This window comes from Arthrobacter melezitosi, from assembly GCF_054511055.1.
This window is the reverse complement of the sequence record NZ_JBTNDJ010000004.1, coordinates 128706-144323: the sequence shown is the minus strand read 5'-3', so window position 1 is coordinate 144323 and position 15618 is coordinate 128706. Positions and strand designations below refer to the sequence as shown.

The window sequence follows — 15618 nt, the reverse complement described above, 5'->3', positions numbered from 1 at the left end:
AATGCGGGCGGCCTGCGATCAGGAATCGGGTTGCACGGCCTGCAGGCAACGACCACCCAGTAGGCACCACCCATCACCACCAGTCAGGAACAACATCATGGACTACAAGCTCGAACTCATCATCCTGCCCGTTGCCGACGTGGAGCGCGCCAAGGCGTTCTACGACAAGCTCGACTGGCGGCTCGACGTGGACATCCAGGGAGAAGGCGGCTTCCGGGCCGTGCACTACACCCCGACCGGATCCCACGCCTCCATCATCATCAGCAACGGCCTCACCGATGCCGCTCCTGGCTCCACCCGGGGCACCTATCTGGTGGTCGACGACGTCGAAGCGGCCCGCGCCGACATCGCCTCCCGCGGCATCGAAATCACCGAGGTTTTCCATGAGGCCCAGGGTGGCATCCCCAGTGTCAACAAGGAGGGACGCACTCCGGGCCTGGCCCCCGAGCGTGCCAGCTACTTCTCCTTCGCCATCTTCAACGACCCCGAGGGCAACGAGTTCATCCTCCAGGAAATCACCACCCGCTTCCCCGGGCGCGTCTAACCACTTCGGCCGGGTCCAGGGCGGTTTCCGCCACCTAGCCCCGCCACCGGCCGATGCCAGGCGCTGGATGTATCCGGCGCCTGGCATCGGACACCATCACCTCCGCATTACCACGCCGTCGGGGAGCGAACCTTCCGGATGGCGACCGTGACTTTCATCCGGTGAGTCTCATGAAAGGGGACCTCCTTGCACAACCCTTCTTCCCACCCGGACCAAAAAAATCCGGACGCGTCGTCGCCGCGTCCGGTCCGAACCGGACGCGCGCGACGCAGGTGGATCGGCGCTGCGGCTGCGATCGCCGCAGCGCTCGTTGTCGGCTCTGCGACCACCGGCGCCTCCACGTCGGAGAAAACCGAAAGCTGGGTCACCAGCGGGCCGCAGGTGCCGGCCGGCTTCAGCGAGACCTTCGAGAGCAGGTTCGTCGAAGCCAATGGAATCCGCCAGCACGCCGTGGTCGGCGGGGAGGGTCCGGCTGTGCTGCTCGTTCATGGCTGGCCGGAGGATTCGTACGCCTGGCGTTCGGTCATGCAGCCGCTGGCCGAGAACCACACCGTTATCGCCGTTGACCAGCGCGGCATCGGCCTGACCGAAAAGCCCGCGGACGGCTACGATACGGCGACCCTCGCGGACGACCTGGCCGCGTTGATGACCGAGCTCGGCCACGAGAAGTTCTCGGTGGTGGGTCATGACACCGGATACATCATCGGCTACGCCCTGGCCGCGGATCACCGTGACCGGGTCGAGCGCTTCGCCGGAGTCGAGGTCCCGGGCCCTCCCGGCACCACCCCGGACGGCCCGCCCCTCTTCATTGACGAGGCCTCCAACAACCGCCTGTGGCACATCCCCTTCAACCGCGTGGACGATGAGCTGATCGTCGACCTGGTCCGCGGCAACGCCGATCAGTTCTACCGCTACGAATTCGGAATCCAGGGCGGCGGGTACCTGCCGCCGGAGCACGCCATCAAATACTACGTAAAGCAGTACAACCGCAACAAGGACGCCCTGCGCGCGAGTTTCGAGCTCTACCGCGAGTGGGACAGCCTGCTCGCCCAGAACGCCGAACGCGCGAAGATCCCGCTGACCATCCCCGTCATCGGCATCGGTGGAGAGAAGAGCTGGGGCCCCGCCGCGGCCGAAGGCATTCGGGCCGCAGCCCCCCAGGTGCAGAGCGCCATCATCCCCGGCGCCGGCCACTGGGTTGCCGAACAGGCACCCGAGGAACTGACCAAGGTGCTGAACGCCTTCCTGGCTCCCGCGGGGAGCGCCGGGTAGCTAGCATCTGCATCCTGTAAGCCCCGCGAAGCCCATCACCGTCCTGGTGGTGGGCTTCGTTGGTGTTGGCGATGTCGTACCCGGCGCTCCCGGAAGGTTCACCCGCAACCGGGACTTAATGCGGGAGGGAGGGCCTCCGTGGCCGTGAAGATACTGGTATCTCCACGAAGCCCGGAGGCCCTCCCTGATTCCAGCGGACCCTTCACCCGGCCCGCAGCGGCCGGAGTCGGACACCGGGGGAGTGTCTTTCATCCAGCCTGCGGGCGGCTGATGAAGTTGGTGCCGGCGGCCTCCTGTATCGGAGGTTATGTCGTGTTACTTGACGGAGACGGCAGCCTGCTCGATGAGCTCGGCCACGTCCTTGGGCGCCTCGAGCGGTGAGAGGTGGCCGGCGTCGATCTTGTCGACGGTGCCATGCGCCCGGTGGGCCATGGCCAGCTGGCCGTCAACCGGGATGACCTTGTCGTTCGTTCCAACGAGGAAGTAGCTCGGAATGGTCTTCCAGGCCGGCTCGCCCGAGGGCTCCTGCAGAGCGCCGCCGGTGATGGGGCTCTGCGAGGCGGCCGCCACAGCGGCATCTTCCTTCTTGAGTGAGGCGGTGAAGGCCTCAGCGAAGATCGACTTCTTGACGTAGAGGTCCGGGTTTCCCTCGGGCAGGTTCGGGTCCTGCACGGCGTCGAAGATGTCGTGCGGGTCTCCGGCGAGGGCGGAGCCCGGGACGGCCGAAGCGAGATCAACGATGGACTCGCCCTTGTCCGGGGCGAACGCGTCGATGTAGGCCAGCGCCTTCACCGTCGGGGCCTGCGTTGCGGCGTTGGTGATGACAGCCCCGCCGTAGGAGTGTCCGACGAGGACGACCGGCCCGGTGGTGGCCTGGTTCACGAACGCGGCAACCGACTTGGCGTCAGCTGCGAGGCCACGAAGGTGGTTGGGGGCTGCGGCGACCGTGTAGCCGTCGCTCTGCAGTTCGGCCGTCACCTTTGCGAAGCTCGACGGGTCGGTCCAGGCTCCATGCACGAGCACGATGGTCGGCTTGTCGGTCTGCGCGGAGACTGCAGTGTTCGGGTTGGCCTCAACGGAGCTGGATACGCCGGCGCCGGTCAGGCCCACGACCGCTGCACCGGCGGTAAGGAGGGTCAGGGCCTTGGAAGCATTGCGAAGGAGTGACATGGATCTGTTCTTTCTTTAAGTAGAACGACCGTTCGTTCTAGGCGTAGAACAACATTAGCGGCTGATTCTGTCAACCACTGCATCGTCACAATTCGCAACAGAAGGACCGTTCTTTCTAGTACACTGCCCTCATGGCGATATCACCCCGTTCGACCAAGCCGCCCCGGGAGCATCTGCTTGAGGTCGTCAGCGACCTTTTCTACCGTGAGGGCATCAATACCGTCGGGATCGATCAGATCGTGCGGGACGCCGGAGTGACCCGGGCGACGCTCTACCGTCACTTTCCCGGCAAGGAGGCTCTCGTTGTCGCCTACCTGAAACGGGCGGACGCCAAACTTCGCGAGCAGCTGGAGCGCGTAGAGGGTCAGACGATTTCCCCGGAGCACCTCCTGGAAGCGGTGATCGAAGGCATTGCCGACGAAGCGACAGGCGAGCCCCTGCGTGGGTGCCCGTTCATCAACGCTTCGGCCGAGTTTCCCGATGCGGCGAGCCCGGTCCGGCAGGCCATCGCCGAGCAGCGGGCGTGGTTTCGGGCTTTCCTGGTCCGGTGCCTGGAGAACGCGGGCCGCGCCAACCCCGGGGAGACGGCAGACGCCTTGGTTCTTCTGCGGGATGGGGTGCTCGTGGGCAGTTACCTCGATGATCCTTCCCGGGCGCGCCTCGCATTCCTTCGTGTTGCCCGGTCGATCGCGGGCCTGCGCTAGGCCTCCTTATCCGGACCTTGAGAGTCCGGCTCATCCTCGGTGCGTCATGCACACCGATAGCGGTTTTTGTGACCGATCTCGGTTCTCCGGGCGTAGGGTGAGGTGTATCGCTTGGCAGTGGGCGGTGCCCTTGCACCGCCGCCGCGCCCCGCGTGAGGCCGCCCCGGTTTTGCTGAGCAACCGGAAGGCTCCTGATGACCGGTCCTGAAACCGCGCTGGATTCGGAGCGCCGCTTCGGCGTTCTCCTGCAGGGCATCGTCCTGGAAAGCCCCGATGTCTCCAATTTCCTCACCGGTCTGGCGGATCTGGCGGTGGCGAGGCTGTCCCGGCCCGGCGCGCCGGTGGAGTCCAGCACCACGTTGCTGCGCCCACGCAGGCCCGTGACGGTCGCCAGCAGCGGTGACCGCGCAGCGCGGATGGACGAGCTGCAGTACCGCGCCGGGGACGGGCCGTGCCTGACCGCGGCAAGGACCCAGCAGACCGTCTCCGTTGACGACCTTCGGCAGGAGAGCCGCTGGACGGCCTACCGTGATGCCACCGCGGACAGCGGCATCCACTCGGTGCTGGCAGTGCCCATTCCCTTGGACGGCGGGGGTGCCGCCAGCCTGAACCTCTACTCCGGTGCCCGGGAGGCCTTCGACGGGCCGGCCCGCGCCGCCGCCGAAGCCTTCGCCGGGCAGGCCTCCCGCGCCCTGGGGCTGGCGGTGCGGATCGGGGCGCTGACGGACACCGCGCACGACCTCCGGGCCGCGATGGCGTCGCGCACCACCATTGACCTCGCCGCCGGGATTGTCATGGCCCAGAATCGGTGCAGCCACGATGCGGCGATAGCGATTCTGATGAAGGCCTCCAGCCTCCGCAACACCAAGCTCCGCGATGTGGCGGCCGCCGTCGTTGCCTCGGCGGGAGGGCAGCCCGGCTGATCCTTCCGGGATACGGCGCACGGTTTGCCCAGTTGGTCGGCTGTGTCAGTGGCCGGCGCCGAGCTGGCCGCCGACGCGTTTGCGCATGAGAACGCTGGCGTCGTTGAGTCCGATAATTTTCACGTCCTTGCCGTGCAGGCGGTACTTCCCGGTGATGGCGTCCAGGGCGGCGATCGTCGAGGCGTCCCAGAGGTGCGAGGCGTGCATGTCGATGACGACGTTCTTGGGGTCGTGCGCGTAGTCGAACCGGGTGTAGAGGTCGTTGGAGGAGGCGAAGAACAGTTCTCCGTTCACGATGTAGGTGGCCGTTGCGCGGCCCTCGAGGGTCTCGACCGACCGTTCGACGGTGACGAAGTGGGCGACCCGGCGGGCGAAGAGCACCATCGCTGTGAGGACGCCGACGCCGACGCCGATGGCCAGGTTGTGGGTGGAGACGGTGACGATGACGGTGGCGAGCATGACGGTGGTCTCGCTCCTGGGCATCCGCTTCAGGGTGGAGGGCCGGATGCTGTGCCAGTCAAAGGTGGCCCAGGAGACGAAGATCATGACCGCCACAAGGGCGGCCATGGGGATCACGGAAACGATGCCGCCGAGGACGACGACGAGGATGAGCAGGAAGACGCCGGCGAGGAAGGTCGAGAGCCGGGTGCGGGCACCGGAGGCCTTGACGTTGATCATGGTCTGCCCAATCATCGCGCACCCGCCCATGCCGCCGGTGAAGCCGGTGACGATGTTGGCCACGCCCTGGCCCCAGGCCTCACGGCTCTTTGGGGAGCGGGTGTCGGTGACATCGTCGACGAGCTTGGCCGTCATGAGTGATTCAAGTAGCCCCACGAAGGCCATGGCCAGGGCGAAGGGAAAGATGATCTGGAGGGTCTCAAGGCTGAGGGGCACGTTCGGGAGAAACAGCGTCGGCAGGGAATCGGGCAGCTCGCCCTTGTCGCCCACGGTGGGAACCGCGAGGGCGGCGACGACGGTGATCAGGGTCAGCACCACGATGGCCACCAGCGGGGCAGGCACGGCCCCGGTCAGCTTGGGTAGGCCGAAGACGATGGCCAGGCCAAGGGCGACCAGCGGGTAGACCAGCCACGGAACCCCGAGCAGCTCGGGGACCTGGGAGAGGAAGATCAGAATCGCCAGGGCGTTGACGAAGCCCACCATGACCGAGCGGGGGATGAAGCGCATGAGCCTGGCCACTCCGGAGACGCCGAGGAGTATCTGGAAAATCCCGGCGAGGATGACGGCGGCGATGAGGTAGTCCACGCCGTGGGATTTCACCAGCGGGGCGATGACCAAGGCAACGGCGCCGGTGGCCGCGGAGATCATGGCGGGGCGGCCGCCGACGAAGGCGATCGTCACAGCCATGGTGAAGGAGGCGAAGAGCCCGAGCCTCGGGTCGACGCCGGCGATGATCGAGAAGGCAATCGCTTCCGGGATCAGGGCCAGGGCGACGACGAGGCCGGCGAGGACTTCCGTCTTCAATCGGCGCGGTGACCTCAACGTGCTCCGTACGGATTGCCGTTGTTCGGGGGTCGATGCCGGGGCGTGTCCGGTCGTTGGGGCGGCCATTTCCGGCTCCGTTCATGGTCAGGAAGGCGCGTCCGCGGCTTCGCTCTCTGCTGATGGGTGAGGGGCGCAGCGCCGCGCCGGGAAGAGGGGAACTGGTTTTGACGGTCCCACTACAAGACCCTACCCACCCCTGACCTCCTGCCCGGGCGAAGGGGGGGCAGGTCAGTGCCGGGTCGCCTGCTCGTATCCTTCCAGCATACTTTGGAGGGCGTCATAGGGTGTTGCTCCGGTGGCCGGTCTGCCGTCCCGGGCGTCCGTGGCCACGCGCAGGGCCGCATCGAGGGCCGCCCGGTAGGGAAGCGAGCCCGTACTGATCCGCTGCACCCCCATCCCGCCCAGTTCAGCCGAGGTGTGCGTTGCGCTGGTTAGGACATTCAACGGTGCAGGGATGGCCTTGGCGAACGCCCTGATTTCAGCCGCCCCAAGAACGCCCGGGATGAAGATTCCGTCTGCGCCCGCCTCAACGTAGCGGTGGGCCCGCGCCAGGGTCGACTCGATGGCCGCGTCCTGACCGAGCCAGTGGGTGTCGATCCGGGCATTGACGAAAACGCCCGGATTTTTGTCCTTGATGGAGGAGATCTTCGCTGCGTGCAGGCCGGGATCGATGAGGTTTCCGCCGGTGCTGTCCTCGATGTTGATTCCGTGCGCTCCCAGGCGGTGGACATAGTCGGCGACGGCGGACGGCGATCCGGAGAATCCGTCTTCGATATCCGCCGAAACGTAGCAGCCCAGGACCAGGAGCTGGTCGACCAGCCGTTGGGTGCTGTGCTGGACTGAGCGCCCTGCGTCGGCGTGCCCGTCGCGTGCGGCGAGGCCGAGGCTTGTGGTGCCGATTGCGGGGAAACCCTCGTCCCGGAACATCAGTGCGGAGCCGACGTCCCAGGCGTTGGGGAGGATGAGCGGTGAGGTCCCGTGGTGCAGCTCGAGGAAGCTCAAAGGATCGCCGCCGCTGCCAGCCGGCGCCCAAGGTGCTCTCCTGGGCAGGCATGGTGGCCCTTCCCGAAGTGCGCCTCGGAAAGGTCCACCTCAACCTCACGGCCTTCCGGGTCTATCCGCCGGGTGACTGGAAGTGGAGGTCCGCCGTGGCCAGTCCGCAGCGCGGCGATCAGAGCGCTGACTCCGGCGTGGGTCTGCACCAGCAGGCACATTTGTGCGGCCGACGTCTCATCACGGTTGCCAAGCGCCCGGATGAGGCGTTCGACAGCGGCATCAGCCGCCGGTGTCTGCGGAAAATGCGGCTGATACGCGGCGGCGACGACCACCACGTCCACCCGCAGGCGCAGGGGAAGTCCCATGGCCTGAAGCATGGCCACGACAGGATCGCGCCCGGGGACCGGGCCGACATCCAGGGCGTCCAGCACCCGCTGCGTCAGCAGTCTCCGCCGCCGGTGGTCGGGACCCTCGCTGAACCGGACGATATGGCCGCGCAGCCACGCCATCCCGGTATCGCCCGGAACCGGCGCGGGAACTGTGAAATGAGGGTTCTCCAACACCGTGGACGTCAATTTCTGCATAGGGCCACTCTGCACTACTAACGGTCCGGCGGCCGTCAAAGGCCCTGGATCAAGGTGTGCCGTGCCTTCAGGTGCCGCTCAAGACCGGCACGCCCCTCGTCGGTGAGGCTCACTGGAAAGTACTGGCCGCGACGTGTCCTGGATCGTCCGGGCTGCGCTGGGCCCGGCCCGGCGGTCTCCGCTGGACGCGGATGCAACCGCTTTGGATTGGCGGACTCGCTGGGTTTTACGTGTACGATGTACACCATTCGCCCTAGGGCGGTCGCACGGCTGTTCCCTTCGCGGGCGTTGGCACCAGTTGGCGGACCACGAAAAAACCTCATGAGAAGAACCGGCAAGGAGTCATCCATGGACAGCCGTCGACACGCACTGGTCTTCGGTGCCACCGGGTTCATCGGTCGCTGGCTCGTTAAGGAATTGCTTGACCAGGGCATTCCCACCACCGCCGCTGTCCGGACCATTCCCCGTTTCGAGGCGCTGCGCCACTGGTTGGCCGCCCATGGCGCCAACATCGAATTGCTGGGCGCGGTGGAGGCCGATCTGGCCTCGGACGGGATCGGGCTGGACAGCAGCGCCTTCGCAGGGGTCGGCGAGATCTATAACGTTGCCGGAGCGTACGCGTTTGGGATGGGCGCCGGTGAGGCCCGCGCCGCGAACGTGGACACGGCTCGGCGCGTGGTCGAGTTCGCGGCCGCCGTCCCCGGGGAGGTGCGCCTCATCCACCTGTCCGGTTACAGGGTGGGCGGGCAGGAGTCCGGCTCCGTCCCGTGGCCGAAGCGCAGGCTCAGGCGCCAGTACAAACGCCTGGGCGCCTACGAAGCGTCGAAGGTGGAAAGCGACGCGGTCGTCCAAGTCTCGGCGGAGAAGCTCGGCGTGGCGCTGACCATCGCCAACCCGGCATCGGTCATCGGACACTCCATCACCGGCGAGTCGAACCAACTCCTGGGCCTGGCGGCTACCGTCCTGGATCTGGTCGCCGGCAGGCTGCCTGCAATCCCAGGCAATTCGAAAACTTTCGTGCCCGTCGTCACCGTGGACTACCTGGCGCGGTTCCTGACGCTGCTGCCGATGCAGGAGCAGACCCGCGGACAGTCATACTGGATCCTGGACGACACCACCCCGGTTCTGCCGGAACTGCTGCAGGTGATCGGCAGGCACCATCAGGTGCCGGTGCCGCGGCTGCGCATTCCCGTTGGGATCGTGAAGCGGCTGCCGCAGGCCCTCACCGGCGCAGACCCGGAGACGCTGAGCTTCCTCTCGCTGGACAGATACCCCACCGGTCCGGCGAACCGGTTGGCGCAGCAGCACGGGCTCGCGCATCCGGATATCACCGCGGCCCTGACGCGATGGAGCGACTACCTCGTCGCCGGCAGAATGGGGTCCGGGCAGCCGGTTGTCGGGCAGGACCAGGGCCTTGGTGGCGATGACGCTGAACGAGGGCAACCCGCGTTGAAGAGCCCGGCAAGGTCATCGGTTTCATCGGTTAGCATCAAAAGTGATGAACACGACAGTGGATGAGACGGGCACGGCCGAGCACGCGCATACGACGGCGTGGATCGCGTCGGTGCTGCGTGCGCGGATTGCTGCCGGTGAACTCCTGCCGGGATCGAAGCTTTCGGAGCAGTCGCTGTCGTCCGCGCTGGGCGTTTCGCGCAACACCCTGCGGCAGGCGTTTTCGACACTGGCAGGTGAATCGATCGTTACGCGTATCCCCAACCGGGGCGTTTTCGTCGCATCCCCCGGTGTGGAGGAAGTACGGGAGATCTATCGTGTCCGGCGCACGATCGAACCCGCCGCCGTGCTGTGGTCAAGGCCCTCTGCCGTGGAACTCGACGCGATGGATGCGATCATTACGCGGGCGCGGGCGGCCCGGGCGGCCGGTTCGGTACCGGACATGGCCGATGCGAACCAGGCGTTCCATGAGGCGCTGGTCGGGCTGACGGGGAGTGAGTCGATAAGGGCGCTGATGGACCGCGTGCTCGCCGAAATGAGGCTGGTCTTCTACACGATGGCGTCCGCACCCGATTTCCACACCCCCTATGTCGACTGGAATGCACGGCTGGTAAAGCGCCTGCGCGCCGGTGAGAACGAGCTGGCCGCCGCAGAGCTGCGCGAGTACCTCGACGCCGCGGAGGCGGAGCTGCTGAGGCACCTCGCCGCTGAAACTCCCTGAACCGCGCCCATAAGCCGGCCCACCGCGCACGGAGTATCGACTGCGCCTACGCCTGCCCGTCAGGCACAAGCGCGCCGGGCGGCGGCGGGGCCGCTCACCCCCACAACTGTGCCAATCCCGCCAGGGAGTTCCAGCCGAGGAACAGCGCCAGGCACCAGGCCACAACGCCCACGATCAGCAGCCACTTCGGGTAGGCGTAGCCGTGCATCAGGTCCCGGCGCCGCCAGGCCACCCAGAGGAGTACGCCGAATCCGACGGGCAGGATCAGGCCGTTGAAAGCTCCGGCGAAAATCAGCAGCTGCTGCGGTGCCTGGCCGAGGAAGAGGAAGATGATGGCGCAGCCTGCGATGAAGGCGACGGTAATGAGGTTCCGTTTGCGTTCGGGCGTCTTCGAGGACGTGATGAAGGAAACCGAGGTGAACGCTGCGCCGATCACCGAGGTGATCGCGGCGGCCCAGAGCACAACGCCGAACATCCGCATGCCGATTTCCCCCGCAGCGGCACCGAATGCCTCTGCTGCCAGGTTGTCACTGGTCAGCACGGTACCACCGGCCACGACGCCGAGTATTGCCAGGAACAGCAGGACCCGCATAAGTCCGGTGACGATGATGCCGAGCACCGAGCTGCGGGTGATCTGCCGGACGTGTTCCACGCCGGTGGCTCCTGAGTCGAGCATGCGGTGTGCTCCGGCGTAGGTGATGTAGCCGCCGACTGTGCCGCCCACCAGGGTGGTGATGATCAGGAAGTCGACCTCCTCCGGGAGGAAGGTGTTCTTCAGGGCCTCACCGAGCGGTGGTGCCGCGACGACGGCGACGTAGATCATCAGCAGGAGCATGACCGCGCCGAGAAGAACCACGATCCGGTCCAGCGCCATGCCCGCTCTCTTGCTGAGGAAGATCAGGATGGCGACGACGGCGGAGACGATGCCGCCGATCTTCGGCTCGACGCCGAGCATTGCGTTCGCGCCGAGGCCCGTCCCGGCGATGTTGCCGATATTGAAGACGACGCCGCCGAGGAAAACGAGCCCGGCGAGGAACCAGCCGACGCCCGGGATGACCCGGTTGCCGAGTTCCTGTGCACGGAGGCCGGAAACGCCGATGACGCGCCAGACGTTCATCTGAACGGCGATGTCGATGAGGATCGAGGCGAGGATGGCGAAGGCGAAGGCCGCGCCGATCTGCACCGTGAACACTGCGGTCTGGGTGATGAAGCCCGGCCCGATGGCGCTGGTGGCCATCAGGAACATCGCGCCCAGGAGCGCCGTGCGTCGAGCCGAAGGGCTCAGATTGAGTTTTGCGCTGCCGTCTGCCATGGGTCCGTCCGTAACCTCGGGGTGACTGGAGTCACGTTTGCCATCCCGGGGAACGATACAGTTGTTGAACAATCTGTGCAAGGATTGTTCACCAATTTGGTCTTGGATTGCGCGTACATTGCAACCCAAAGACCTCCCCCCGGTGATACCTGCCTCGTTCCCCCCCCCCCCCCCCGTCTAGTGCGCCCCGGGGGTGCCCGCCACGTGCCCGAGGACTTCCCCGCGGACGACGGCGGCACCGGGCTCCTGCGCTCCCCTCCGGAACGTTCCGGCGGACGACGCCGAGACCACGGTCTCCATCTTCATGGCCTCAAGCACGGCGACGGGCTGATCTGCGGCGACCTGCGCCCCGTCCTCGGCCATCCACTTGACGAGGGTCCCTCCCATGGGCGCGGTGAGGGCGCCCTGCTCAACGGCCTGGGCGTCCTCCGCGCGTGGGGGATGGGCAGGGGTGCCTCCGCCGCGCATCAGCGCGTCGAACGCGCCGGCCGGCAGTCCGAGTTGGACCGCCCTGCCGTCGATCTCGACGGTGAGTGTTTCCCGCCGGGCCACCGGGCCGGTCACTCCACTGTCCAGGGAGGCGGCAAGCCTCCCGGCGAACTCCGATTCGATCCACGTGGTGTACACGCCCAGCCGGTCCGGGCCGGTGAAGTCTGGGTCGCGCACCACGGCGCGGTGGAACGGCACGACGGTCGGGAGACCCTGAATCCTCAGCTCATCCAAGGCGACGCGGGCGCGGCGGAGTGCCTGGGGGCGGTCCTCGCCGTGAACGATCAGCTTGGCCATCAGGGAGTCGTACTCGGCGGGCACGGTCGAGCCGGAGCGCACCCCGGTATCGACGCGGATTCCGGCTCCGGTGGGTGCTTCGAAAACGTCGACCGGACCTGGGGAGGGCAGGAACCCGCGGCCGGCGTCCTCCGCGTTGAGGCGGAACTCGATGGCGTGGCCGTGCGGGACGGGGTCCTCGGTGATGGACAGCGGCAGGCCGGCGGCGATCCGAAACTGCTCGCGCACCAGGTCGATGCCGGAGGTTTCCTCGGTCACCGGGTGCTCGACCTGCAGGCGCGTGTTGACCTCCAGGAAGGAGATCACACCGTCCGGCGCCACCAGGTACTCGACGGTGCCGGCGCCGGTATAGCCGGCCTCGCGGCAGATGGCGCGGGCCGATTCGTGGATGCGGGTGCGCTGCTCATCGGTGAGGAACGGTGCAGGCGCCTCCTCCACCAGCTTCTGGTTGCGCCGCTGCAATGAGCAGTCGCGGGTGCCCACCACAACCACATTCCCGTGCAGGTCCGCCAGCACCTGCGCCTCAACGTGCCGCGGCCGGTCCAGGAACCGCTCGACGAAGCATTCGCCCCGGCCGAACGCCACGGTCGCCTCACGGACCGCTGAATCGAAGGCGTCCTCGATGTCGTCGAGGCGGTGCGCGATCTTGAGTCCGCGGCCGCCGCCCCCGAAGGCCGCCTTAATGGCCACCGGCACTCCGTGCTTTTCGGCGAATGCCCGGACCCCGTCGGCGTCGGCCACCGGGCCATCGGAACCAGGCGCCAGGGGCGCCCCGGCGCGGACCGCGACCTGCCGGGCGGTGACTTTGTTGCCCAGGATCCGGATGGCCTCCGGTGAGGGGCCGATCCAGGTGAGCCCGGCGTCGATCACCGCCTGGGCGAAGTCCGCGTCCTCGGACAGGAAACCGTACCCGGGGTGCACGGCGTCAGCATCGGCCCGCGCCGCGACGGCGAGGAGTTTCGGGATGTTCAGGTAGGTGTCGGGGCCCGCCGAGCCCTCGAGTGCGTAGGCCTCGTCACTGAGGCGGACGTGCAGCGCGTCGGCGTCCGGGTCCGAGTACACCGCAACGGACAGGAGCTCCGCATCGCGGCAGGCGCGGGCGATCCGGACGGCGATTTCACCGCGGTTGGCGATCAGGACCTTCTTCATGGCCGGTTCCTTCCGGGGCTCGGGGTGGGAGTCGTGGGTTCCATCGTCTCCGGGTCGACCTCGACGAACTGCACGGTGGTGCCGGGCGGAAGCTGGGCGGCGGCGGGAAGGTCCTCCGGGACGACCACCCCGATCACCGGGTACCCGCCGGTGACCGGATGATCTGCGAGGAACAGGACGGGAAGGCCCGACGGCGGAACCTGCAGGGAGCCGGCGACCACGCCTTCGCTGGGCAGTTCCCCGGTACGGGCGCGCTCAAGCGGACCGTCGGTTCCGCTCGTGCCGGCCGCACCGAGCCGGACGCCGATCCGGTTGGATTCGGCGGTCACCGTCCAGGCCTGGGCGGTGAGCGCCGCCTGCGCCTCGGATGTGAACCAGTCGTGGCGGGGCCCGGCCGTCATGCGCAGCACGACCGGTCGGGTGTGGTCGGTGCGCAGGAGGCCCGCCGGGAGGGTGGAGGGTTCGGGGAATCCGACGACGTGCCCGCGCCCGGCGTCGCCAACGGGCAGCACGGTGCCGCGGGCCAGGGCAGCCGGGCCGATGCCTGACAGCAGGTCATGTGCCCGGCTCCCAAGTTCGGCGGGGACGGTGATTCCGCCCCGGACGGCAAGGTAGGTGCGCAGGGCCGCCTCGGGAGGGCCGAGGCGGAGGGTTTCTCCGTCGTGCAGGGCGAAGGGCGCGCACAGAGGGGCGGGGCGGTCGCCGCGCTGCGCCTGGATCGTCGCGGGCGTCGGTGCGCCGCTGAGCGCAAGGGTCACTTCCCCGCGGGCGCGGACGGCGAGTCCGCCGAGAACGCTTTCGATCACGGCGTCGCCCGGTTCGTTCCCCACCAGCCGGTTTGCCTGACGGGCGCTGGCGGTGTCGGCGGCGCCGGAGGCTGACACTCCGAGGTCGCCGAGTCCGGGCCGTCCAAGGTCCTGGATGAGGGACTGCGGGCCGGGTGCCAGAACCTCGAGTGACGGTCCCGCAGCCTCCCGGGAGGGCGCGTCCCCGTCGCGGCCGCTGTTCCCGGCCGCGTCATCCGAGACCTCGATCGCCTGCCTCACTGCCACGAACCGCACCCTCGTGCCCGGGCGCAGGAGGGCCGGCGGGTCCCGTTCAAGGTCCCACATGCGGGCCATGGTGCGTCCGATCAGCTGCCAGCCACCGGGGGAGCGCCGCGGGTAGACGGCCGAGAAGCTGCCGGCCAGGGCCACCGATCCGGCCGGAACCGCGGTGCGCGGGGTGCTGCGCCGGGGCACGTTGAGCGCGTCGTTCTCGCCGGTGAGGTAGGCGAACCCGGGCGCAAACCCGCCAAAGGCCGCCGTCCAGAGCTGGCCGGTATGGGCCGCAACGACGCCGTCCGTGCCGAGCCCGGTGAGACGGCCCACTTCGGCGAGGTCGCCGCCGTCGTACACCACCTCGATGCGCACCGGAGCAGCCGAGGTCACCGAGGCCTCCACCGGAGTGATGTCCAAGGCTGCGAGCGCCGACCGGGCGACCCGGGCGTGGGCGCGGGAGTCGAACACGACCAGGACCGTCGCGGCCGCGGCCAGGACGTCGACCTGCCCCGGCAGCGGGTGTGCCACCAGCCGGGCGTGAAGGGCCAGGACGGGGTCGAGCGACCCGAGCTCGATGAGCAGGCCGCGGGGACCGGCCCAGCGGATAGCCGCCTGGTCGATGCCCTGGGATGTCATATGAAGCTCCGGATCCCCACGCCGGCAGCCTCCAGTTCGCGCCGGACGGCGATGGACATCGCGACGGTGCCGTCGGTGTCGCCGTGGAGGCAGATGCTCTCGGCCGGGGTGCGGATGGTGGAGCCGTCGCGCGCGGTGATGGTGCCCTCCGTGGCGAGGCGGACCATATTGGCCGCGACGGCATCGACATCGTGAAGGACGGCGCCGGGCTCGCGGCGGGAGACAAGCGTGCCGTCCGGGTTGTAGGCACGGTCGGCGAAGGCCTCGGACACCCCGCGCAGGCCGGCCGCCTCTGCTGCGGCCAGTGCGACCGAGCCCGGCAGGAGCAGCAGGGGGAGATCGCCGCCGAAGGCCTTGACGGCGTCGACGACCGCCCTGGCGTGGGCTTCGTGGGTGACGATGGTGTTGTAGAGGGCACCGTGCGGCTTCACGTAGCGAACCTTCCCGCCCGCTGCCCGGGCCATCGCCTCGAGGGCACCGAGCTGGTAGAGGACGTCGTCGGCGAGTTCGGTGGGGGAACAGTCAAGGAAACGCCGCCCGAACCCCGCCAGGTCCCGGTACGCCACGTGGGCGCCAATGGTCACGCCCGCGGCGACCGCGTCCCGGCAGGTTTGGGCGATCGTGGACGGATCGCCGGCGTGGAAACCGCAGGCCACATTGGCGCTGGACACCGAGCGGAAAATGGCGGCATCGTCACCCATCACCCAGTTGCCGAAGGACTCCCCGACGTCGCTGTTGAGGTCGATGTAAGCCATGGTGATCCTCGTCTCGTTGGAAGGGTTCCATCAGCATGCACGACAATCAGGGATTGTTCAACAATAAGAAC

General features: G+C 67.8%; 14 protein-coding genes. 6 read left to right on the top strand and 8 right to left on the bottom strand.

Annotation, left to right across the window (positions count from 1 at the left end):
- Positions 1-97 precede the first annotated feature (97 nt).
- Both ACX80W_RS06710 and ACX80W_RS06705 read left to right on the top strand, forming a co-directional pair.
- Positions 98-544, top strand: coding sequence for a VOC family protein (locus ACX80W_RS06710; protein ID WP_459281612.1), 447 nt, complete (start codon positions 98-100; stop codon positions 542-544).
- Positions 545-730: 186 nt separating this feature from the next.
- A complete protein-coding gene (locus tag ACX80W_RS06705; RefSeq protein WP_459281610.1) occupies positions 731-1816 on the top strand; it encodes an alpha/beta fold hydrolase in 1086 nt (361 codons plus the stop codon).
- A 315-nt stretch (positions 1817-2131) separates the two neighbouring features.
- On the opposite strand, the gene ACX80W_RS06700 is transcribed toward ACX80W_RS06705, so the two are convergent.
- Entirely contained in the window at positions 2132-2986 is an 855-nt protein-coding gene (locus tag ACX80W_RS06700) for an alpha/beta fold hydrolase (RefSeq protein WP_459281608.1), read from the bottom strand.
- Positions 2987-3117: 131 nt separating this feature from the next.
- Here ACX80W_RS06700 and ACX80W_RS06695 point away from each other — a divergent pair, with 131 nt between their 5' ends.
- Together ACX80W_RS06695 and ACX80W_RS06690 are read left to right on the top strand one after the other, a co-directional pair.
- The gene (locus tag ACX80W_RS06695; protein ID WP_459281606.1) at positions 3118-3690 is read left to right on the top strand and encodes a TetR/AcrR family transcriptional regulator; all 573 of its coding nucleotides are present in this window, start codon (positions 3118-3120) and stop codon (positions 3688-3690) included.
- A 194-nt stretch (positions 3691-3884) separates the two neighbouring features.
- Positions 3885-4613, top strand: a complete 729-nt coding sequence (locus tag ACX80W_RS06690; protein WP_459281605.1) for a GAF and ANTAR domain-containing protein — start codon at positions 3885-3887, stop codon at positions 4611-4613.
- Positions 4614-4658: 45 nt separating this feature from the next.
- On the opposite strand, the gene ACX80W_RS06685 is transcribed toward ACX80W_RS06690, so the two are convergent.
- The 3 genes from ACX80W_RS06685 to ACX80W_RS06675 form a co-directional block, all read right to left on the bottom strand.
- Positions 4659-6182, bottom strand: a complete 1524-nt coding sequence (locus ACX80W_RS06685) for a SulP family inorganic anion transporter (RefSeq protein WP_459281603.1) — start codon at positions 6180-6182, stop codon at positions 4659-4661.
- A 162-nt stretch (positions 6183-6344) separates the two neighbouring features.
- Entirely contained in the window at positions 6345-7118 is a 774-nt protein-coding gene (locus ACX80W_RS06680) for an isocitrate lyase/PEP mutase family protein (protein WP_459281601.1), read from the bottom strand.
- Positions 7115-7696, bottom strand: a complete 582-nt coding sequence (locus tag ACX80W_RS06675) for a hypothetical protein (protein WP_459281599.1) — start codon at positions 7694-7696, stop codon at positions 7115-7117. The genes ACX80W_RS06680 and ACX80W_RS06675 overlap by 4 nt, the downstream gene beginning before the upstream one ends.
- 348 nt (positions 7697-8044) lie before the next feature.
- Here ACX80W_RS06675 and ACX80W_RS06670 point away from each other — a divergent pair, with 348 nt between their 5' ends.
- Positions 8045-9214, top strand: coding sequence for an SDR family oxidoreductase (locus tag ACX80W_RS06670; protein ID WP_459281597.1), 1170 nt, complete (start codon positions 8045-8047; stop codon positions 9212-9214).
- Positions 9195-9869: a GntR family transcriptional regulator gene (locus ACX80W_RS06665; RefSeq protein WP_459281595.1), complete on the top strand. Its 675-nt coding sequence runs from the start codon at positions 9195-9197 to the stop codon at positions 9867-9869. Before ACX80W_RS06670 ends, ACX80W_RS06665 begins: the two co-directional genes overlap by 20 nt.
- A 94-nt stretch (positions 9870-9963) precedes the next feature.
- Here the strand turns inward: ACX80W_RS06665 and ACX80W_RS06660 are convergent, their stop codons facing one another.
- From ACX80W_RS06660 to ACX80W_RS06645, 4 genes are all read right to left on the bottom strand, one after another.
- Entirely contained in the window at positions 9964-11181 is a 1218-nt protein-coding gene (locus ACX80W_RS06660) for an NRAMP family divalent metal transporter (RefSeq protein ID WP_459281593.1), read from the bottom strand.
- Between the two features lie 177 nt (positions 11182-11358).
- Positions 11359-13116, bottom strand: coding sequence for an acetyl/propionyl/methylcrotonyl-CoA carboxylase subunit alpha (locus ACX80W_RS06655; protein ID WP_459281591.1), 1758 nt, complete (start codon positions 13114-13116; stop codon positions 11359-11361).
- Positions 13113-14792, bottom strand: a complete 1680-nt coding sequence (locus tag ACX80W_RS06650; RefSeq protein WP_459281589.1) for a 5-oxoprolinase subunit B/C family protein — start codon at positions 14790-14792, stop codon at positions 13113-13115. The genes ACX80W_RS06655 and ACX80W_RS06650 overlap by 4 nt, the downstream gene beginning before the upstream one ends.
- Positions 14789-15547: a LamB/YcsF family protein gene (locus ACX80W_RS06645; protein WP_459281587.1), complete on the bottom strand. Its 759-nt coding sequence runs from the start codon at positions 15545-15547 to the stop codon at positions 14789-14791. The genes ACX80W_RS06650 and ACX80W_RS06645 overlap by 4 nt, the downstream gene beginning before the upstream one ends.
- Between the last annotated feature and the right edge of the window lie 71 nt (positions 15548-15618).